The organism is Streptomyces monticola (genome assembly GCF_042665355.1).
In the GTDB taxonomy this organism is placed as follows: Bacteria; Actinomycetota; Actinomycetes; order Streptomycetales; family Streptomycetaceae; genus Streptomyces; species Streptomyces monticola.
The window spans coordinates 42927-64366 of sequence record NZ_JBHTCF010000034.1; the positions used below are offsets into that span (position 1 = coordinate 42927).

Below are 21440 nucleotides of genomic sequence, written 5' to 3' on the forward strand. Positions count from 1 at the left end.
ACCGCTCAGTAGGGCACCGTGTCGCACCAGGTCTCCGCCCACGCGGAAGCCCCGTACTTGTTGGCCGCGCGTACCGTCACGCAGATCTCGTCACCGGAGTACGGGCCCTTGATGGTGTAGGTGGTGCCCCCGGTCGAATACGTGGTGTTGACGTTCTTCTCGGTGAAGTTGCTGCCCTTGTTGGTGTAGTGGATGTCGTAGCGGGTCGCTCGGGAGACCGCCGGCCAGCTCACCTTGACCGGCATGTCGCACGCGCCGACGCAGGAGTTGGTGTACTCGAGCTTGTAGGCCTTCATGTCGGGCGGCGGGGAGCCGGTGGACGAGCCGCCCGAGCCGGATCCGCCGTCGGAGCCCGATCCGCCGTCGGAGCCGGTGTCGCCGCCGTCGGAGCCGCTGTCGGAGCCGCTGTCGGAGCCGCTGTCGGAGCCGCTGTCGCCTGCGGTCGAGCTGCTGCCGCCGTCACTGTCCGGCGGACTCGAACTGCCCTCGCGCTCCGGGTCGTTTGGCTCGTCCGGGCCACCCCTGCCGTCGCTGTCCTGCTCCTTCCCACCGTCCTTGTCGTCTTTCTCGCCCTTGCCCTTTCCTCCCTTGGAGGGTGAACCGGTGGGGGTGTCCGGTGAGTTGCTGCCGCCGGGTGTGGCGCTCGCGGTGCTGCCCGGCAGCCGGGCGTGCGTTCCGTCCCCGCCGCCGAAGGGCTGGAGCAGGGCGACCGTGCCGCCTCCGACGGTGATGACGGCGACGACGGGCAGCGCGATGAGCGTGCGGCGCCGGCGGGGCCGCCGTTCGCGTCGGTCCCGCGTCGTGGCGGCGCCGCCCGCCGGGGCGGCTTCGTCGGTGCCGTCCTTCGGCCGCAGACCGACGGTCGCCCGGTCCACGGGTTCCTCCCGCAGCGGCGCCGCCTCCGCGTCAAGGAGCTGTGCCGACTGCTGTGCGAGGTGCGCGACCACGTCGGCGGGCAGCCAGGAGCCGGGCGCGGCGCGGGGGCGCGTCCGCCCGGGGTCCTCCAACAGCTCGTCGACATCCGGCCGTCGGCCGGGGTCCTTCTCCAGGCAGCGGCTGATGAGCGCCCGCAGTGAGGCGTCCTCGACACCCGTCAGACCGGGCTCGCCCTCCACGATCTGGAACATCACGGCGTGCTGATTGCTCGCCCCCTGTCCGAACGGCAGCTGCCCGGTCGCCGCATACGTCAGCACGCACCCGAGGGTGAACACATCGCTCTTGACGCCCGCGCGCTGCCCGAGTACCTGCTCCGGCGACATGAACCCGGGAGAGCCCACGGCCATGCCCGTACTGGTCAACAAGGACTCGACGGAGGTCTCGAGGGCGCGCGCGATCCCGAAGTCGATGACTTTCGTGCCGTCCACGGTGAGCATCACGTTGGACGGCTTCAGGTCGCGGTGCACGATCCCGGCACCGTGAATGTCCTTGAGCGCCTTCAGGAGCTGGTCGACGAGGGCGTGCAGAGAAGCGGCCGGCAACGGCCCGTGCCGCCGCACGACTTGTTCGAGTGAGAGCCCGGGGACGTATCCGGTGGCGACCCACGGCGGTTCGTCGTCCGGGCCCGCGTCGAGCACCGGCGCCGTGTACTGCTTCCCGACTCTCCGTGCCGCCTCGATCTCCCGCCGGAACCGCGCCCTGAACTGCTCGTCGGACACGTGCTCTTCGTGCACGACCTTCACGGCGACGGTCCGGCCGCCGTCCGACCGGGCGAGGAACACTCTCCCCATGCCACCGGCCCCGAGCCGCCCGAGCAGAAGGTACGGCCCGATGCGCGCGGGATCGCTCACCGCGAGCGGCTTGATGCCCCCGTTGACATAGCCGTCCCGCTCGTCCCCGTCAGTACTGCTCATGATGTGGTGAATCCCCCGACTCTGTCCGCCTGGTCAGCGGCGTAACGCCGTCGACAATAGAGGTTGTTGATGTAGCAGGTGAAGGTGAGGCGCGCCGCAGTTCGGGGAATGGGCGGCGGGCCCCGTTCCAAGCAGAGTCGGCCGGGACGCGAGTACGGACCGCCACCCTGGGCAGACCACCTGCCGCGCCCGGAGGCCTGCCCCCATGCCCCTGCACCTCACCCCCGACCCCGCCCTGCGCCGTCTCGCCGAGGGGCGCACGCTGCTCGGTGGCTCTCCGTACCGGGTGCTGCGGCTGACCGAGACGGGCGCGCGGCTCGTGGACGGCTGGCTGGCCGGCGGCCCCGTGCGGGACGTGCCGGGGCACCGGCGGCTCGCGGGGCAGCTGGTGCGCTGCGGGATGGCGCATCCCGCCCGCACCGGGACGCGGCTCACGGCGGCCGATGTCACGGCGGTCGTCCCGGTGCGGGATGAGGCCGGGGCAGCCGAACTGCCGCCTGAACTGGAGCAGTTGGCGGGGTGCGTGGTCGTCGATGACGGCTCCGCGCGGCCGCTGCCCGGCGCCACCGTCCGGCACGACACGTCCCGCGGGCCCGCCGCCGCCCGCAACACGGGGTGGCGGCTCGCCCGTACCGATCTGGTGGTCTTCCTCGACGCCGACGTCACACCCGAGCCCGGCTGGCTCGCGCCGCTGCTCGCGCACTTCGACGACCCGGATGTCGCCGCGGTCGCACCGCGCGTGCGCAGCCGTCCGGGTCCCTCGGCCCTGGAGCGGTACGAAATGCACCGGTCGCCCCTGGACCTGGGCCCGCTGCCCGCCCCGGTCCGGCCCGGCAGCCGGGTCTCCTACGTCCCCACGGCGGCCCTGGTGGTACGTGTCTCCGCCCTGCACCGCCTGGGCGGCTTCGACGAGGCCCTGCGGTACGGCGAGGACGTCGACTTCGTGTGGCGGCTCGCCGCGTCCGGGGCCCAAGTCCGCTACGAGCCCGCCTCGGTGGTCCGGCACACACCGCGCCGCGACTGGACCGCCTGGGCCCGTCAGCGGTTCGGCTACGGCACATCGGCCGCGCCCCTCGCCCTGCGGCACGGCACCGCCGTCGCACCGGTCAAGGCCTCGCCGTGGACCCTGGCCTGCTGGGCGGCGCTCGCGGCGGGACGGCCGAAGACCGCCGCCGCCACCGCCCTGGCCACGGCGGCCCTGCTGCCCCGCAAGCTGCGGCCCGTCGGCGTACCCGCGGGCGAGTCCCTGTCCCTCGCGCTGCGCGGGCACTGGGGCGCGGGGCGGCTGCTCGCGGATGCCGTCACCCGCTCCTGGTGGCCCGCGGCCGTACCCGCGCTCGCGGCCTCGCCGCGCGGCCGGCTGCTGCTCACCGCGGCCTTCGCCCGGCACGCCGTCGACTGGCGCAAGGAACGGCCCCCACTGGGCCTCTCCCCGTGGCTCGCGGCCCGTATCGCCGACGACCTGGCCTACGGCGCCGGCGTGTGGTGGGGAGCGCTACGGCACCGCACGACGGCACCGCTGCGTCCGGACGCGAGCCCTTGGCCGGGACGTGACGGAGTGCGCCGCACATGACGCTCCGCTCTCACGGCCCGGCCCCCGCCGCTCGGGCAGGACGGCCTGGCGTTCACATGCCCTCAGAACGCCGGGAGTTGGCGTCCGTGCGCGTCACGCCCGGCCGCCGACCCCGTACCGGCCCTCGCAGCCCGCAAGGCCCCCGTCGTCCCGGCCCTCGCAGCGGGCACCCCGCGCCATGACCCCGCCACCCCGCCGCCTCGCCGACCTCCCCTGGCCGCAGCTCGCCGAGTCCGCCGCGCGCAGTGTGCTCGTCGTGCCGCTCGGGGCGACCGAACAGCACGGCCCGCACCTGCCGTTCACCGTGGACACCGATATCGCGGGCGCCCTCGCGGAGCGGCTCGCGCGGGCGCGGGAGTGGGTGGTGCTCGCGCCACCGGTGGCGTACGGGTCGAGCGGGGAGCACTCCGGGTTTCCCGGGACCCTGTCCATCGGGCGGGAGGCGACCGAGCTGCTGCTCACCGAACTCGTCCGGTCCGCCGACGCGTTCGCCGCCGTCGGTCTCGTCTCCGCGCACGGCGGCAATGCCGTCCCCGTGCGCCGGGCCGTGGCCCGGCTGCGGCGCGAGGGGCGCACCGTGCACTTCTGGGAACCCTCCGGTGACCCCGCCGACAGCCACGCGGGGCGCGCCGAGACCTCCGCGATGCTGGCGCTGCGCCCCGGTGCCGTACGCGAAGACCTTGCCGTGACCGGCGAACTGCGGCCGCTGTCCCAGGTCATGGGTGCCCTGCGGGCGGGCGGGGTGCGGGCCGTGGCGCCGTCCGGGGTGCTCGGCGATCCGACGGCGGCCGACGCCGACGAGGGGCGGCGGCTGCTCGACGCCTGGGCTGCCGAGCTGATCCGTATCAGCGGGAACTGGCGCCCGTGAAGCGCGACTTCGGCCCCAAGGCCCAGGCGTGATCCCCGGATCAAGGCCGAAGGGCACCCAGCACCACCGCCCCGGTGGAGCTGTGCCCACTGACCCCTCATCCGGAATGGGACACAATCTGCGTGTGCTGTTCACGATCCTGGGTCCGATGGAAGTGCGGAACGCGGCCGGCGAGACGCTGGACCTCGGCGGTCCGCGGCTGCGTTCGCTGCTCGCGCTGCTCCTTGCGCAGCCGGGCCGGATGGTCACCACCGACCGGCTCATCGACGAGGTGTACGGCGAGGATCCACCCGTCGGCGCCGCCAACGCCCTGCAGTCGCAGATCTCGCGCCTGCGCCGCCGGCTCGGCGTGCAGATCGAGTCGCTGCCGGCCGGCTACCGGCTCGACGTGGACCCGGACACCATCGACGCGCACCGCTTCGAGCAGCTCGCGCTGCAGGGCCGTGAGGCCCTCGCGGCGCAGGACCACCGGCGGGCCGCGGCGCTGCTGCGCGAGGCGCTCGGCCTGTGGCGCGGCCCGGCCGAGACCGCGCAGGCGGTGCGCCTGGAGGAGTTGCGCCTGAGCGCGGCCGAGGACCGGTTCGAGGCCGAGCTCGCCCTGGGCGAAGCGGCGCCGCTCGTACCGGAGTTGCAGCAGCTCGTGGCGGCGCATCCGCTGCGCGAGCGGCTGTGCGGGCAGTTGATGCGGGCCCTGCACGGCAGCGGTCGGCAGGCCGAGGCCCTGACCGTGTACGAGCGGGCACGGACCACCCTCGCCGAGGAGCTGGGCGCCGACCCTTCGGCCGAACTGGCCGCCGTGCACCTGGCGTTGCTGCAGACGCAAGCACCGGCCGCGGAGCTGGTGCCGCGCGGGGTGCCCGCCCAGTTCACCAGTTTCGTGGGCCGGGACACCGAGCTGCGCCGGATCGGCGAGCTGATCTCGTCCTCGCGTCTGGTCACGCTCGTCGGGCCCGGCGGTGTCGGCAAGACCCGGCTCGCCGTGGAGGCCGCGGGGCGCGAGCGGACCGATGTGTGCTTCGTGGAGCTGGCGCCCGTCGACGACGGTACGCAGATCCCGGCGGCGGTCCTGGGCGCGCTCGGTCTGCGGCCCTCGGCGGGCGGCGGCCCCGGCCCCGAGGACCGCCTGGTGAAGGCGCTCGCCTCGCGGCGGCTGCTGCTCGTCCTGGACAACTGCGAGCACCTGGTGGAGCCGACGGCGCGCCTGGTGCGGCGGCTGCTCGGCGAGTGCCCCGAGGTGCGGGTGCTCGCGACGGGCCGTGAGCCGCTCGGGCTCACCGGTGAGGCGCTGTGCCCGCTGTCACCCCTGGAACGCCCCTCTGCGGTACGCCTGTTCACGGACCGGGCGGCCGCCGTGTCGCCGCACTTCACGGCCGACGGCGAGCAGGCGGCCGTGGTGGAGTGGATCTGTGCCGCTCTCGACGGGCTGCCGCTCGCCCTCGAACTCGCCGCGGCACGGCTGCGGACGCTGTCGGTGGAGGACATCGCCGCCCGGCTCGACGACCGGTTCCGGCTGCTCTCGCGCGGCGACCGTACGGCGGCGCCCCGGCATCGCACGCTGCGCGCGGTCGTGGAGTGGAGCTGGGAGCTGCTCGACGACGACGAACGCGCCCTGGCCCGACGGCTCACCGTCTTCGCGGGCGGTGCCACGCTGCCGGCGGCCGAGGCGGTGTGCGGTCTCGCGGACACCGAGGACCTCGTCGACTCGCTGGTCGGCAAGTCGCTCCTGGAGGCGCGCGACGGCCGCCTGACGATGTTCGAGACGGTGCGCGCCTTCTGTGCCGAGCAGCTCGCCGAGTCCGGGGAGCAGGAGCGGCTGCGCCGTGTGCACGCCGGGTACTTCCTGCGGCTCGCCCAGGAAGCGGAGCCGTATCTGCGCCGCACGGAGCAGGTGGAGTGGCTGGCCGTACTCGCGGCCGAGCAGGGCAACTTCCAGTCGGCGCTGCGCTGGTCGGTGGCCGCGGACCCCACGCTCGCGCTCCGGCTCACGGCCGAACTGACCTGGTACTGGTGGCTGCGCGGCCTGCACGGCGAGACAGGGCCGCTGGCGGCGGCGCTGCTCGCGAAGCTGGGCGACGGGCCGCCCACAGCACTTGGCGACGGGCCCCCCGCGGCACTCGGTGAACTCGACGAGGAGTACGCCCTCTGCGTACTCAACACCCATATGGAGCGCGGTAGTTCGGCAGCCGACGAGTCCCATCTCGACCGTGCCGGTGACGTGCTGCTCGGCATCGACCGGCCGCTGCGGCGGCCGATCCTGACGGTGCTGTGGGCCCTGGTCGGCGGTCCCGGGCGGGCCGGCAGTGAGACGACGCGGCGCAAACAGACCGGTACGGACGCCTGGTCACGGTCGGTGAGCCTGATGGGCAGCGGGTTCCATCCCTGGTTCGAGGGGCGGCCCGACGAGGCCGAGGAGCTGTTCGCGACGGCCCTCGCCGGGTTCCGGGAGGCCGGGGACCGCTGGGGGATGGCGAACTGTCTCGACCCCCTCGCGATGTTCGCGAACTGGCGTGGCGAGCGGGAGCGCGCCCTCGCGCATCTGGACGAGGCGCTGACGCTCGTGGGTCAGCTGGACGCGCCGGAGGAGACGGCGGACCTGCTGCGCCGCCGCGCGGACCTGCTGCTGCACGGCGGTGATCTGGAGGCGGCCAGGGCGCACTATGAGCGCGCCGCGGAGCTGGCCAGGCGTCTGGGCATCCCGGACAAGCTGGCGGCGGCGCAGCGCGGTCTCGGCGATCTGGCGCGGCTCTCCGGGCGACAGGACGACGCCCGTGACTGGTACGAGCGGGCCCTCGCGTCGTGCGCGGACAACTGGTCGAGCGTCGCGGAGATACAGCTCGTGTTCACCGGTCTCGGCCGCACCGCGGAGGCGGAAGGCCTGCTTGAGGAGGCACGGTCGTGGCACGAGCAGGCCGTGGGGCTCGCCCTTGAGGGGCGCACCCCGGCCGCGCTCGCGGACGCGGCGGAGGGCCTGGCGGGCCTGGCCGTCCTGGAGGGCGCGGGTGAGCGGGCCGCACTGCTCCTGGGTGTGGGCGCGACACTGCGGGGCGTGGTGGTGCCGCAGGGCCCGGACACGGCGCGGATCGCCGCGGGCGCCCGCGAGCTGACCGGCCCCGACGCCTTCCGTAAGGCCTTTGACCAGGGGCTTTCCCTGAGTCATGAGGAGGCGCTGACCGCGCTCGGCGAGCCGCTCACCGGCAGCGGTCAGGCGCGGTCAGCGGACGGTGCCTGAGCGGTCAGGGGTCTTGGCGAAGCTCTTTCCAGACGCAGAAAGCGCCTGAGACGCGGATCCGCCGAGCGGGTCCTCCGACTGGAAGAGAGACCGCCATGAACGCCACGAGCCACTCCCACTCCTCCGCCGCCGCTCCCCGCTCCGTTCTGATCTCCGGCGCGAGCGTCGCGGGCCCGGCCCTCGCCCTCTGCCTCGCCCGCTACGGCTGGTCGGTGACCGTGGTCGAGAAGGCGCCGCGGCTGCGGGCGGGCGGCTTCGCGGTGGACTTCAGGGGCGATGCGCACCGCACGGTGCTGCAGCGCATGGGCATCTGGGACGAGATCCACCAGAACCAGACCCACATGGGCGGCCAGAGCTTCGTGGACGCCGACGGGGTCGAGCAGGTGCGGCTGCCCTCCGAGGTGATGAGCGGCGAGGTGGAGATCTTCCGCGGCGATCTGTCCCGGATCCTGTACGAGCGGACCAGGGACGACGTGGAGTATCTCTTCGGTGACTCGATCACGGCCCTGGACGAGCGCGCCGACGATGTCCTTGTCACCTTCGAGCGGTCGGCGCCGCGGAGCTTCGACCTGGTGGTGGGCGCCGACGGGCTGCACTCGAACGTACGCCGTCTGGTGTTCGGCGACGAGGCGCAGTTCCTGCGCTTCCACGGTCACTACGTCGCCGTCTTCGAGGCCCCCAACCACCTCGGTCTCGACCGCTCCGCCCGCTGGTACAACGCGCCGGGCCGGGCCGTGAGCTTTGCGCACTACGGCGGCGACCCGTCGTGGTCGCAGGTCACGATGGTGTTCACCGAGCCGGAGGAGCTGAGTTACGACCGCTACGACACCGCGGAGCACAAGCGGCTGCTCGCCGAGCGGTACGCGGGTCTCGGCTGGGAGGTGCCGAAGGCCCTGGAGGCCCTGGAGGACGCCGGCGAGGTGTACTTCGACGCGCTCGCGCAGATCCAGATGGAGCGGTTCTCCAAGGGCCGTGTGGTGCTGCTCGGCGACGCCGGGTACGGCGCCACGATGGGCGGCATGGGCACCGGGCTCGCCCTGGTGTGCGCGTACGTCCTGGCGGGTGAGCTGGCGACGCAGAGCGATCACCGGGCCGCTTTCGCCGGGTACGAGGCGGAGATCCGGGCGTTCGCGAAGGGCTGCCAGAAGACCGCGGCGGGTGCGGGGCCGATGCTGGCGCCGCCCACCGAGAAGAAGATCCGCGGCCGGAATCGCACCTACCGGATGCTCAACTCCCGCTTTCTGTCCTCGATCTTCGAGCGGCTTACGCTCAAGGCGGCGAACAACATCAAGCTCAAGGACTACGGGATTTCCACGGAAGGTGCCGTGCACAACGCGTTTTCCGGTGCCACTCAAGGCTGATTCAAGGGTGGTCTGCCGCCCCCGTGATGAATACCGGAGACCGCCGCAGAAATACCGGCCAGGCCTTACCCCGCGCGGGGTGGCCTGGCCGATTTCATAGGGGGAGATAGGGGTGTGACCGCCGCCGCGCCGCCCATACCGTGGTCGCCAAGGTTTTCGATCCGGCATTTCGACGAACCGGGCCACAACTCGAGGCAGGAGTGCGGCGTTGGTCAGCCACTCGATTTCGACACGCGAAGAAACTGGAATCAATAGCGGCCGGTCCGCCGGGGGAGAACTCGTCCACCGTCTGCTCGACGACGCAGTCGCCGAGGTGCCGGACGCTCCCGCGGTCCGTGACGGGACCGGCGTGTGGACCTACCGGCAACTGGCCGCGTACAGCGAGGCGTTCGCGCTCTGGCTGCGCGGCCGCGGCGTCGGGCGTGGCGACCGTGTGCTGCTCCAGCTGCCGACCGACCGCACCCTGGCCGCCCTGTTCTACGGCGCGGCCCGCTGCGGTGCGGTGTTCGTGCCGCTCAACCCGGCGATGAAGGCGTACCACCTGCGTCAGATCGTCGCCAACTCCGAGCCGGCGCTGGTGATCGGCGACTGGGCGAGCGCCGGGCGGCTCGGTGAGGTCGCGGGCCCGGTGCATCTGCTCGACGGCCTGTGGGCCGAGGTCGAGGAGCTGTACGCCCAGGGCGCCCGGTTCGAGCCGGAGCCGGTGCGCGCCGACGATGTGGCGACGCTGATCTACACCTCGGGGTCGACGGCCGCGCCCAAGGCGGTGATCTGCCCGCACGCCCAAGTGACCTTCGCTTCACGGGCGTTGACGCAGGCGCTCGGCTACCGGGCGGACGACGTGGTGTTCTGCCGGTTCCCGATGTCCTGGGACTACGGCCTCTACAAGGTCCTGATGACCTGTATCGCCCGCTGCGAGATCGTGCTCGCCGACGGCGAGGCCGATCTGGTGCTGCTGCGCCGGATGCGGGAGACCGGGGCGACCGTGGTGCCGATCGTGCCCTCGCTCGCCTCGATGATCGTCAGTCTGTCCCGGCGTGAGAAGGACGCTCCGCCGCCGGTGCGGATGTTCACCAACACCGGTGCGGCGCTGCCGCAGTCCGTGATCGACGCGCTGCGCGAGCACTTTCCCGGGGTACGGGTGGTGCGCCAGTACGGGCAGACCGAGGCCAAGCGCATCACGGTCATGCCGCCGCAGGAGGACCAGGAGCGGCCCGGCGCGGTCGGCCTGCCGCTGCCCGGCACGCGCGTACTGATCCTGGACCCGGACGGAAACCCGGTGCCCGCCGGTGAGGTCGGCGAGATCGTGGCCGCGGGCCCCCATGTGATGCCCGGCTACTGGAACAGTCCCGAGGTCACCGCGAAGACCTTCAGGCCCGACCCGGACACCGGTGAGCCGCGGCTGCACACCGGTGACTACGGCAGCCTCGACGCGGACGGCTATCTCTACTTCGAGGGCCGCAGGGACGACATGTTCAAACGCAAGGGCTTCCGGATGAGCACCCTGGAGATCGAGGCCGCCGCGATGGACATCCCCGGGGTGCGGGCCGCCGCGGCGCTGCCGCCGGGCGAGCGGCACGACCTGGCGGTCTTCGTGGAGAGCGAGCTCGCGCCTGCCGCGGTCCTCAAGGAACTCAAGGAGCGTCTGGAGCCCGCGAAGGTGCCGGCGATCTGCCGGGTGCTCGCGGAGTTCCCGCTCACCCAGCACGGCAAGAACGCCCGCAAAGAACTGGCGCTGCTGCTCGACGGGGGTGCGAAGTGACCGTGACCACCAGTGAGGTGACCACCAGTGAGGTGACCGCTCCCGCCGAGGGCACGGCCACCGCGCCCGCGGAGCTCGCCCGGCGCTACGGCACGCCTTTGTACGTCTACGACCTGGACCGGGTACGGGCCGCGCGGCAAGATCTGTTCGGCTGGCTGCCCGCGGGCTTCGAGGTGTTCTACGCCTTCAAGGCCAACCCGCACGTCGATCTCGTACGGGCGCTGCGTGACGGCGAAGGCCCCGGCTGCAAGGCCGAGATCAGCTCCACGGGTGAACTCGCGGCCGCGCTCGAAGCGGGCTATCCGGGCTCGGACATCCTCTACACCGGCCCCGGCAAGACCTACGGTGAGCTGCGCGAAGCCATCGCCTGCGGGGTGCGGACCTTCTCGGCGGAGTCCCTGTCGGATCTGACGCACATCGGTGAAGTGGCCCTGGAGCACGGGGTGGTCGCGGACTGTCTGCTGCGTATCAACAGCGCCACGGCCAGCGCCACCACCAGCATCCGGATGACGGGCACCCCCACCCAGTTCGGCATCGACAGCGAGACCGTCCCCGAGATCGCGGAGCGGCTGTGCTCGGTGCCGGGCACCTCCGTCGCGGGGCTGCATCTGTTCTCGCAGTCCAACGCCCGTGACGAGGCGGCCCTGATCGGGGAGCTCACCCACACCATCGAGGTGGCCGCGCAGATCGAGCGGGACCTCGGGGTGGAGCTGCGGCTGCTCGACATCGGCGGCGGCTTCTCCGTGCCGTATGCCCAACTGGGCGAGCGGGCCCGCTATCCCGGTCTGCGCGCCGCCCTCGAGTCGTCCCTCGACGAGCACTTCCCGCGCTGGCGTACGGGCGGGGTGCGGCTCGCGGTGGAGTCCGGGCGGTATCTGTCCGGCGACAGCGGCACCCTGGTGGCCGGGGTCACCAATGTGAAGGTCAGCCGGGGCAAGAAGTTCGTCATCGTCGACGCCGGTATCAACACCTTCGGCGGCATGTCGGGACTCGGCCGGCTGCTTCCGGTGTCGGTCCAGGTGGAGGCGGACACCGAGACGGAGAAGGCCAGCCTGGTCGGCCCGCTGTGCACCCCGGGCGACATGCTGGGCCGCGGCATCGAGGTACCGGCCGGGCTCGCCCCCGGCGATGTCGTCACGATCCCCAACACCGGTGCGTACGGGCCCACTTCGAGCCTGCTGATGTTCCTGGGCCGTCCTTCGCCCACCGAGGCCGCCGTCAGCGGCGGTGAGCTGGTGTCGCTGACCCGGATCGAGCGGACGCGCACCCCCGTACCGCAGGAGCGTGCCGGTGAGTGAGTGCGAACTGCCCGAGGTGACGGGGCACAAAGGGCTCGAAGGGACCAGGGGGACGGTGGTGGTCACCTCGCTCGCCTCCGACTCGCACACCTGGAACCTGGTCTTCCTGCAGCTGCTCATCGAGGAGTGCGGATACGAGGTGATCAACCTCGGCCCGTGTGTGCCCGACGAGATCCTGGTCTCCGCGTGCCGGGACCTGAACCCGCAGATGGTGGTCGTCAGCAGCGTCAACGGCCATGGCTACCAGGACGGCATGCGGGTCATCGGGCAGCTGCGCGACTGCCCGCCGCTGGCCGCCACACCCATCGTGATCGGCGGGAAGCTGGGCACGGACGGCGGTGAGGGCGTCAGCCGCACCGGTGAGCTGATGGCGGCGGGCTTCGACGCCGTCTTCGAGGACGGCCGGGACCCGGTGGCCGCGTTCCACGCGTTCCTGGCCGCGCTCCCCGAGGCCCCCGCGCTCGACCGAGACCGGCTCGCGGCATGACCCGGCCCGTACTGCCCCGCGACCGGGCACTGAGAAGCCAGCAGCCGGTGGACTTCGGCGAGTTCGTGCGCACCAACGGTGGCGGCGGGCGGCTCGTCGTACAGCCGCGGATGGGTTTCGGCGACCCGGCGAAGATGCGTGAAGGGCTGCTCGCCACCAAGGCCGCCGACGCCACCACCGTGGGCACCCTCACCCTCGACAGCTACACCAGGGTCGGCGATCTCGACGCCGTGGAGGCCGCCCTGCGCGACGGCACCGACCTGAACGGCTACCCGGTCGTCAGCCATCCCCCGCACACCACGGCCGCCGTACTCGACGGGGTGCGCGACGCGGGATTCCCGGTGCAGGTGCGGCACGGCTCGGCCACTCCGATCGATATCTTCTGGGCGCTGATGCGGCTGCGCCTGAACGCCACCGAGGGCGGGCCCGTCTCGTACTGCCTGCCCTACGGGCGCACCCCGCTCGCCGACGGCATCCGTAACTGGGAGCACTGCTGCGAGCTGTATGTGCGGATGCGGGACGTGGGTGTCGAGCCGCACCTGGAGACGTTCGGCGGCTGCATGATGGGCCAGCTGTGCCCGCCGAGCCAGCTGGTGGCGATCAGTTTCCTGGAAGCCCTGTTCTTCGCCGAGCACGGCATCCGCTCCCTGTCCCTGAGCTATGCGCAGCAGACGGACATGGGCCAGGACCAGGAGGCGGTACGGGCGCTGCGCAGGCTCTGCACGGAGCTGCTGCCCACCCGTAACTGGCACATCGTCATCTACGCCTACATGGGCGTGTATCCGGAGACGTCACGGGGCGCCTACCGGCTGCTCGGCAAGGCCGCCGAGCTGGCCGTGAGCACCGGGGCGCAGCGGCTCATCGTGAAGACGGCCGCCGAGGCCCGCCGGATCCCCACGGTCTTCGAGAACACCCTGGCCCTTGAGCACGCGGCCAGGGCGGCGGCGGACGCGGACACCGGCGACGACTCCTGTGTGGAGCGGGACTCGCAGACCTACGTCGAGGCCCGCGCCCTGGTGGAGGCCGTGCTCAATCTCCATGAGGACATCGGGCAGGCGCTGCTGCTCGCGTTCCGCCGCGGATATCTCGATGTTCCCTATTGCGTGCACCCGGACAACGCCGGCCGGGCGCGCAGCCATATCGATTCCGCGGGCAGACTCCGCTGGGCCGATCTCGGCGCTCTTCCGCTGTCCGGTATCGCGGAGCTCGGGCCTTCGCGGAAGGTCGGTTCCGCCGACTTGCTGAGCGATCTCCACCATGTGCGGCGGTCGTTCGACGAACCGAATCAGGAAATCGATGTGAACTCCGGTGCGGAACTGGTCCACGGTCGGCGTGCGTAGGGGGCCGCTAGGGGTGTGGCCGTACTTCGCGCCGGTCTTAGAGTCACAACTCCGGGTGTATCTCGGTGCATTCACGAATTCTGCCTTTGTCGAGAGTAATTAGGTGTGGGGTGTGCAGATGAGCGGGTCCGGAAGCTTCGTTTCTGACACCGAGCACGGGCCGACCGAACCTGGGCCGACCGAGCACGGGCCGGCCGACGGGCCGAAGGAAGCGGCGGCCGTCCGGTCCGCCCTGGTGCACCGTCTGGAGCCGCTGCCCGCCGCCGAGCAGCTGCGGGTGCTGCTCGACCTGGTGCGCGCGGAGACCCTCGCGGTGCTGCGCAGCATCCGTCCGGAGCCGCCCGCTTCGGTGCACCCCGAGAAGCCGTTCAAGGAGCAGGCCCTTGACTCCCTCGGCCTGGTCGCCCTGCATCTGCGGGTGAACGAGTCGACCGGTCTCGCCCTGCCGCCCACGGTGGCCTTCGACCACCCCACGCCGTCCGCGCTCGCCGCGTTCCTGCGCGGTGAACTCCTCGGTGTCGAGGGCGAGTTCGTGGCGCCCGCGGCCACGGTCGCCCGGGTCGACGACAGCGATCCGATCGTGGTGGTCGGTATCGGCTGCCGCTACCCGGGCGGGGTCGAGAGCGCCGACGACCTGTGGGAGCTGGTCTCCGAGGGCCGGGATGTCCTCTCCGGCTTCCCCACGGACCGCGACTGGGACCTCGACAACCTCTACGACCCGGACCCGTCGGCGCCCCGCAAGAGCTATGTGAACAAGGGCGGCTTCCTGGAGACGGCCACCCAGTTCGACGCGGACTTCTTCGGGATCAGCCCGCGCGAGGCCCTCGCCATGGACCCGCAGCAGCGGCTGATGCTGGAGACGGCGTGGGAGGCCCTGGAGAACACCGGGATCAACCCCAACTCCCTGCGCGGCAGCCGCACCGGCGTGTTCATCGGCGCCGAGGTGCACGAGTACGGCGTCAAGGCGCACGAGGCGCCCGAGGGCCTCGACGGCTATCTCATGATCGGCAACGCGCCGAGTGTGGCCTCGGGCCGGGTGTCGTACACCCTCGGGCTCGAAGGCCCGGCGATGACCCTGGACACGGCCTGCTCCGGCGCGGTCGTCTCGCTGCATCTGGCGGCGCAGGCGCTGCGCCGCGGCGAGTGCGACCTGGCGCTCATCGGCGGTGTCACCGTGATGGGCAGCCCGGGTATCTTCACGTCGTTCAGCCGCCAGCAGGGCCTGGCCCGCGACGGCCGGGTCAAGGCGTTCGCGGCGGCCGCTGACGGCACCGGTTTCTCCGAGGGCGTCGGCCTCCTCGTGGTGGAGCGGCTCTCCGACGCCCGCCGCCAGGGCCACACCGTGCACGCCGTGGTGCGCGGCACCTCCGTGAACCAGGACGGCGCGAGCAACGGCCTGACGGCGCCCAGCGGCATCTCGCAGCAGCGGCTGATCCACCAGGCCCTGGCCGACGCGGGGCTCGTCTCCGCCGATGTGGACGCGGTGGACGCGCACGGCACCGGCACGCGCCTCGGCGACCCGATCGAGGCGCAGGCGCTGATCGCCACGTACGGCCAGAACCGGCCCGACGAGGAGCCGCTGTGGCTGGGCTCGGTGAAGTCCAACCTCGGCCACACCCAGGCCGCGGGCGGCGCCGCCAGCATGATCAAGATGATCATGGCGATGAAGCACGGGACGCTGCCCAAGACCCTGGGCGTCGACGCGCCCTCGCCCAACATCCGCTGGTCGGCGGGGAATGTGCGGCTGCTGACCGAGGCGCGCCCGTGGGAGCGCGAGGACCGGCCGCGCCGTGCGGGTGTCTCCGCGTTCGGCATCAGCGGCACCAACGCCCATGTGATTCTCGAAGAGCCGCCGGCCGAGGAGCCCGCGGCCGAAGCGGAGCCGCAGGAGCCGGCCGCCGCCCCCGAGGCGCTGCCCCTGGTGGTGTCGGCCCGTGGCTCGGCCGCCCTGCGTGCCCAGGCCGAGCGGCTGCTGCAGTTCCTCGCGGACGAGCCGGCGGCCTCGCTCACCGACATCGGCCACTCCCTGGCCACCACCCGTGCCTCCCTGTCGCACCGCGCGGTCGTCCTCGCCGACGACCGGGACGGCTTCGAGCGCGGCCTGCGCGCGGTGGCCGGTGAGCACTCGGCGCCCGGCCTGTTCGTCAACCCGCAGGGCAGCGCCGACACCACGGGGCGCCTGGCGTTCCTGTTCACCGGCCAGGGCAGCCAGCGCCTCGGCATGGGCCGCGAGCTGTACCGGGCCTACCCGGTGTTCGCCAAGGCCCTCGAGGACGCCATCGGCCATCTCGATCTGCAGCTCGAACTCTCCCTGTGGGACGTCCTGTTCGCCGACGAGGGATCCCCCGAGGCGGAGCTCCTGCACCAGACGCGGTACGCGCAGTGCGCGCTGTTCGCCGTGGAGGTGGCGCTGTTCCGCCTGGTCGAGTCGTGGGGCGTACGGCCCGACTATGTGGCCGGGCACTCCATCGGCGAGATCGCCGCCGCACATGTCGCCGGGGTCTTCAGCCTCGAGGACGCCGCGACCCTGGTCGCCGCCCGTGGCCGCCTCATGCAGGAACTGCCCGCCGGCGGCGCCATGATCGCCGTACAGGCCGCCGAGGACGAGGTGCTGCCGCTGCTCGCCGAGCACACGGGCCTGGTGTCCATCGCCGCGATCAACGGCCCCTCGTCCGTGGTGATCTCCGGTGACGAGGAGCGGGCCCTGGCCGTGGCGGCCACACTCGCCGGGCAGGGCCGCAAGACCAAGCGCCTGCGGGTCAGCCATGCCTTCCACTCGCCGCTGATGGAGCCGATGCTCACGCAGTTCCGGCGGGTCGCGCAGATCATGACGTACGCGCCTCCGCGGATCCCCGTCGTCTCCAATGTCACCGGCACCCTCGCCACCGCCGACCAGCTGTGCTCGCCCGAGTACTGGGTGGAGCACGTGCGGGACGCGGTGCGCTTCGCCGACGGCATCCGCTTCCTGGACGAGGCGGGCGTCACCGCCTATCTGGAGCTCGGCCCCGACGCCGTGCTCGCCGCGATGGGCCAGGAGTGCGTGGCCGACGGCGCCGACGTCACCTTCGCGCCGGCCCTTCGCCGTGACCGTGACGAGCGGCGTGAACTCCTCTCCGCGCTCGCCCTGTTGCACACCTGCGGCACCGACGTCGACTGGGGCGCCTGCTACCAGGGCCTCGAACCGCGCCGTATCCCGCTGCCCACCTATGCCTTCCAGCGCCGCCACTACTGGCTGAGCGCCCCGCAGAACGACGGCGACCCGGCCGGGCTCGGCCAGCTCGCCGCGGAGCACCCGCTGCTCGGCGCGGTGCTCAGGCTGGCCGGCGACGACGACTCCGGCGCGATCCTCACCGGCCGGGTCTCGCTGCGCACGCACCCCTGGCTCGGCGACCATGTCGTCGCCGGGGTGGCGCTGCTTCCCGGCACCGCGTTCGTGGAGCTCGCCGTGCACGCGGGCGACCTGACCGGCTGCGACCTGGTCGAGGAACTCACCCTGCAGGCCCCGCTGGTGCTCCCGGCGAGCGGCGGCGTCGCTCTGCAGGTGGTGGTGGGCGCCCCCGACGCCGAGGGCCGGCGCACCATCGGCTTCTTCTCGCGCCCCGACGACGCCCCGGACGACGCCGAGTGGACCCGGCACGCCACCGGCGCCCTCGCCGCATCGGCACAGGCCGCGGTGACCGCCGAGGCGTTCGGCATGACGCAGTGGCCGCCGGCCGGCGCCCAGCAGCTCGACATCACGAACCTGTACGAGGAGATGGCAGGCCAGGGCTACGGCTACGGGCCCGCCTTCCACGGTCTGCGTGCCGTCTGGCGCACCCCGGGCGGCGAGGTGTTCGCCGAGGTGGCGCTGCCGGAGGAGACCGCGTCCGGCGCGGGCGCGTTCGGTCTGCACCCGGCGCTGCTCGACGCCGCCCTGCACGCCACGGACTTCGCCACACCCGACGCCGACCTGGAGGGCACCCGGCTGCCGTTCGCGTGGACCGGGGTGTCCCTGTACTCGACGGGCGCCGCCGCGATCCGGGTGAGGATCACCGCGACCGGCACCGACGCGGTGTCCCTGTCGGTGGCCGACCCGACCGGTGCGCCGGTGGCGCGGATCGACTCGTTCGTGCTGCGGCCCGTCGACCCGGAGCAGCTGCGGGCGGCGCAGGTCGGGGCCGAGCCGATGCGGATCGCCTGGACGCCGCTCGACGCTCCGGTCGGCAGCCCCGCTTCCGCTCTGAGTGTCGTGTCGATCGGTTCTGGTACCGGTGCTGGCTCTGATTCCGGTACCGGTTCTGGTTCTGATTCCGCCGAGGGCGACACCCTCTCCGCCGTACGCGCCCACACCTCGCTGGCTCTTGAGCGGGTGCGGGCCTTCCTCGCCGACGACACGCAGCTCTCCACGCGTCTGGTGGTCGTCACGCGGGGCGCGGTCGCGGCGCGCGATACGGACACCGTGGATCTGGCGCAGGCCCCGGTGTGGGGTCTGGTGCGGGCCGCGCAGGCGGAGAACCCGGGCCGGATCGTCCTGGTCGACCTGGCGCCCGACGCCCCGGACTTCGACCCCGCGCAAGCGCCGCTGGCCGCCGCGCTCGCCACCGACGAGCCCGAACTCGCCCTGCGCGACGGTCAGATATGCGTGCCCCGGCTCACCGCGGGCCCGGGCCCGGCTGAGGACAGGACCGCGCCGTGGGACGCCGAAGGCACCGTCCTCGTCACCGGCGGCACCGGCGGCCTGGGCGCCCTGGTGGCCAGGCACCTGGTCACCGAGCACGGCGTACGCCGTCTCGTCCTCACCAGCCGCCGCGGCCCTGACGCCCCAGGAGCCGCCGAACTGCACGCGGAACTGACCGAGTTGGGCGCGGAAGCCACCCTCGCCGCCTGCGACGTATCCGACAAGCAGGCCCTCAAGGCACTCATCGGGAACATCCCCGCCGAGCACCCGCTGACCGGCGTCGTCCACGCCGCAGGCATCGTCGACGACGGACTCATCGGCGCCCTCACCCCGGAGCGCATCGACGGAGTCCTGCGGCCCAAGGCGGACGCCGCCTGGCATCTGCACCAGCTGGAGAGCGAACTCGGCCTGGACTACCGGGCGTTCGTCCTCTTCTCCTCCACCGCCGGGTTCCTCGACGGCGCGGGGCAGGCCAACTACGCCGCCGCCAACGTCTTCCTCGACGCCCTCGCCCACCGCCGCGCCGCCACGGGCCGCGCGGCCACCGCCCTGGCCTGGGGCCTGTGGACCGGAGACGCGGGGATGGGCGCCGCCCTCGACGCGGCCGCCCTGCAACGCATCGCCAAGCTGGGCCTGGAGCCACTGTCGGCCGAGGAGAACCTGGCGTTCCTGGACGCGTCCCTGCGCACCGACGCGGCCGCGCTCGTGCCGGTACGGGTCGACGCCCGCGCCCTGCAGAACCGCGCGGACGGAATCCCGGCCGTGCTCGGCGGTCTGGTCCGCACCCGGGCGCCCAAGCGCGCGGCGGCCGCCGCCGCGGGTTCCGCGGTCGCCGTGGCCGACTCGCTCGCCGGGCGGCTCTCCGGCCTCTCCCCCGCCGACCGGCTCGCGGCGCTGCTCGACCTCGTACGCGCCCAGGTCGCCTCGGTGCTCGGCCATGACAGCGCCGACGCGGTCGACCCGAACCGGGCGTTCAGCGAGAGCGGCTTCGACTCGCTCGCCGCGGTCGAGCTGCGCAACGGCCTCAACGCCGCCACCGGACTCCGCCTCACCGCGACCCTCGTCTTCGACTACCCCACGCCCCGTGCCCTGGCCGAGCACATCGGCGGCAAGCTGGCCCCGGCCGACGAGCAGAGCGCCGCGGCCCCGGCCGCGCCGGTCGCGGCCGTCGCCGCCACCGACGAAGACCCGATCGTGATCGTCGGCATGAGCTGCCGCTACCCGGGCGGCGTCAGCACGCCCGAGGAGCTGTGGCAGCTGGTCGCCGAGGGCCGCGACGGCGTCTCGCTGTTCCCCTCCGACCGCGGCTGGGACATCGACGGCCTGTACGACCCCGAGCCGGGTGTCTCCGGCAAGAGCTCCACGCGAGAGGGCGGATTCCTCTACGACGCCGCCGAGTTCGACCCGGAGCTGTTCGGGATCAGCCCGCGCGAGGCCCAGGCCATGGACCCGCAGCAGCGCCTCCTCCTGGAGACCTCGTGGGAGGCCCTGGAGCGCGCCGGGATCGACCCGCTGTCGGCGCGCGGCACCAGCACCGGTGTCTTCGCCGGGGTCATGTACCACGACTGGGGCACCCGGCTCGGCGGCCGCGTCCCCGAGGAGCTCGCGGGCTACGTCGGCAACGGCAGCCTCGCCAGCGTCGTGTCCGGGCGGATCTCCTACACCCTCGGCCTCGAAGGCCCCGCGGTCACCGTGGACACCGCCTGCTCGTCGTCCCTGGTCGCCCTGCACTGGGCGATGCAGGCGCTGCGCGCGGGCGAGTGCTCCCTCGCCCTGGCCGGCGGTGTCACCGTGATGTCGACGCCCGACACCTTCATCGACATGAACCGGCAGCGCGGCCTGTCGTCCGACGGCCGCTGCAAGTCCTTCTCCGCCGCCGCCGACGGCACCGGCTGGGGCGAGGGCGCCGGCATGCTCGTCCTGGAGCGGCTCTCCGACGCCCGCGCCCACGGCCACCGTGTTCTCGCCGTCGTGAAGGGCTCCGCCGTCAACCAGGACGGCGCGAGCAACGGCCTCACCGCTCCCAACGGTCCCGCGCAGCAGCGGGTCATCGAGCAGGCCCTGGCCGCCGCCGGTCTGACGGCCGCCGATGTGGACACGGTCGAGGCGCACGGCACCGGCACGACCCTCGGCGACCCGATCGAGGCCCAGGCCCTGCTCGCCACCTACGGCCAGGCGCACTCCGAGGACCGGCCGCTGTGGCTCGGCTCCATCAAGTCCAACATCGGCCACACCCAGGCCGCCGCGGGCGTGGCCGGGATCATCAAGGCCGTCCTCGCCATCCGTGAGGGCGTCCTGCCCAAGACCCTGCACGTCGACGCGCCTTCACCCCAGGTCGACTGGGAGGCCGGGGCCGTGGAGCTGCTCACCGAGCCGAAGATGTGGCCGCAGACGGGCCGCCCGCGCCGCGCCGGTGTCTCCTCCTTCGGCATCAGCGGCACCAACGCGCACGTCATCGTCGAGGAGCCGCCCGCCGCCGACCCGGTCACCGAGCCGGCCCCGGCCGCCGACGAGGCCCCGGTGCTCGCCTGGCCCGTCTCCGGCAAGACGCCGCAGACCGTGGCCGCCCAGGCGCAGCGCCTGCGCGCCTTCCTCGACACGCTTCCCGACGGCGAACTGACCACGGCCGCACGGGCGTTGGCGACCTCGCGCGCCACCTTCGAGTACCGCACCGTGGCCGTCGGCACGGACCGCGCGGACCTGGCGTCCGCCCTGGACGCCCTGGCCTCCGGCACGGGCCCCGGCGCCGACATCCAGGAGACGAAGCCCGGGAAGCTGGCCTTCCTGTTCACGGGCCAGGGCGCCCAACGCCTTGGTATGGGCCGTGAGTTGTACGAGACGTTCCCGGTGTTCGCCGAGGCCTTCGACGCCGTACTGGCCGCCCTCGCCGAGGTCGGCGGCGAGCTGCGGGAGGTGATCTGGGGCGAGGACCCGGAGAAGCTCAACCGCACCGAGTTCACCCAGCCCGCCCTCTTCGCCATCGAGGTCGCGCTGTACCGCCTCGTCGAGTCCTGG

At 72.8% G+C, this 21440-nt stretch carries 10 protein-coding genes; 9 read left to right on the forward strand and 1 reads right to left on the reverse strand.

The window, feature by feature from the left end:
- Window positions 1-5: 5 nt before the first annotated feature.
- Window positions 6-1850 (reverse strand): serine/threonine-protein kinase, encoded by a 1845-nt coding sequence (locus tag ACFQVC_RS40415; RefSeq protein WP_381841043.1) that lies wholly within the window; start codon window positions 1848-1850, stop codon window positions 6-8.
- 205 nt (window positions 1851-2055) lie between these two features.
- Between ACFQVC_RS40415 and mftF the strand changes: the two genes are divergently transcribed.
- The 9 genes from mftF to ACFQVC_RS40460 form a co-directional block, all read left to right on the forward strand.
- Window positions 2056-3423: a mycofactocin biosynthesis glycosyltransferase MftF gene (mftF, locus tag ACFQVC_RS40420; RefSeq protein WP_381841046.1), complete on the forward strand. Its 1368-nt coding sequence runs from the start codon at window positions 2056-2058 to the stop codon at window positions 3421-3423.
- Between the two features lie 178 nt (window positions 3424-3601).
- A complete protein-coding gene (gene mftE, locus ACFQVC_RS40425) occupies window positions 3602-4291 on the forward strand; it encodes a mycofactocin biosynthesis peptidyl-dipeptidase MftE (RefSeq protein ID WP_381841049.1) in 690 nt (229 codons plus the stop codon).
- Between the two features lie 124 nt (window positions 4292-4415).
- Window positions 4416-7520 (forward strand): AfsR/SARP family transcriptional regulator, encoded by a 3105-nt coding sequence (locus ACFQVC_RS40430; protein WP_381841052.1) that lies wholly within the window; start codon window positions 4416-4418, stop codon window positions 7518-7520.
- Window positions 7521-7615: 95 nt separating this feature from the next.
- Entirely contained in the window at window positions 7616-8881 is a 1266-nt protein-coding gene (locus tag ACFQVC_RS40435; RefSeq protein ID WP_381841055.1) for an FAD-dependent monooxygenase, read from the forward strand.
- 313 nt (window positions 8882-9194) lie between these two features.
- Window positions 9195-10643, forward strand: coding sequence for an AMP-binding protein (locus tag ACFQVC_RS40440; RefSeq protein ID WP_381841058.1), 1449 nt, complete (start codon window positions 9195-9197; stop codon window positions 10641-10643).
- A gap of 32 nt (window positions 10644-10675) precedes the next feature.
- Complete coding sequence (locus ACFQVC_RS40445; RefSeq protein ID WP_381841070.1) at window positions 10676-11941, forward strand: type III PLP-dependent enzyme domain-containing protein; 1266 nt, start codon at window positions 10676-10678, stop codon at window positions 11939-11941.
- On the forward strand, window positions 11934-12428 hold the full coding sequence (locus tag ACFQVC_RS40450) for a cobalamin B12-binding domain-containing protein (RefSeq protein ID WP_381841061.1): 495 nt from the start codon (window positions 11934-11936) through the stop codon (window positions 12426-12428). The genes ACFQVC_RS40445 and ACFQVC_RS40450 overlap by 8 nt, the downstream gene beginning before the upstream one ends.
- Window positions 12425-13768, forward strand: coding sequence for a methylaspartate mutase (locus tag ACFQVC_RS40455; RefSeq protein ID WP_381841064.1), 1344 nt, complete (start codon window positions 12425-12427; stop codon window positions 13766-13768). The genes ACFQVC_RS40450 and ACFQVC_RS40455 overlap by 4 nt, the downstream gene beginning before the upstream one ends.
- 118 nt (window positions 13769-13886) lie before the next feature.
- The coding region (locus tag ACFQVC_RS40460; RefSeq protein WP_381841067.1) for an SDR family NAD(P)-dependent oxidoreductase at window positions 13887-21440 on the forward strand (7554 nt) is incomplete at its 3' end.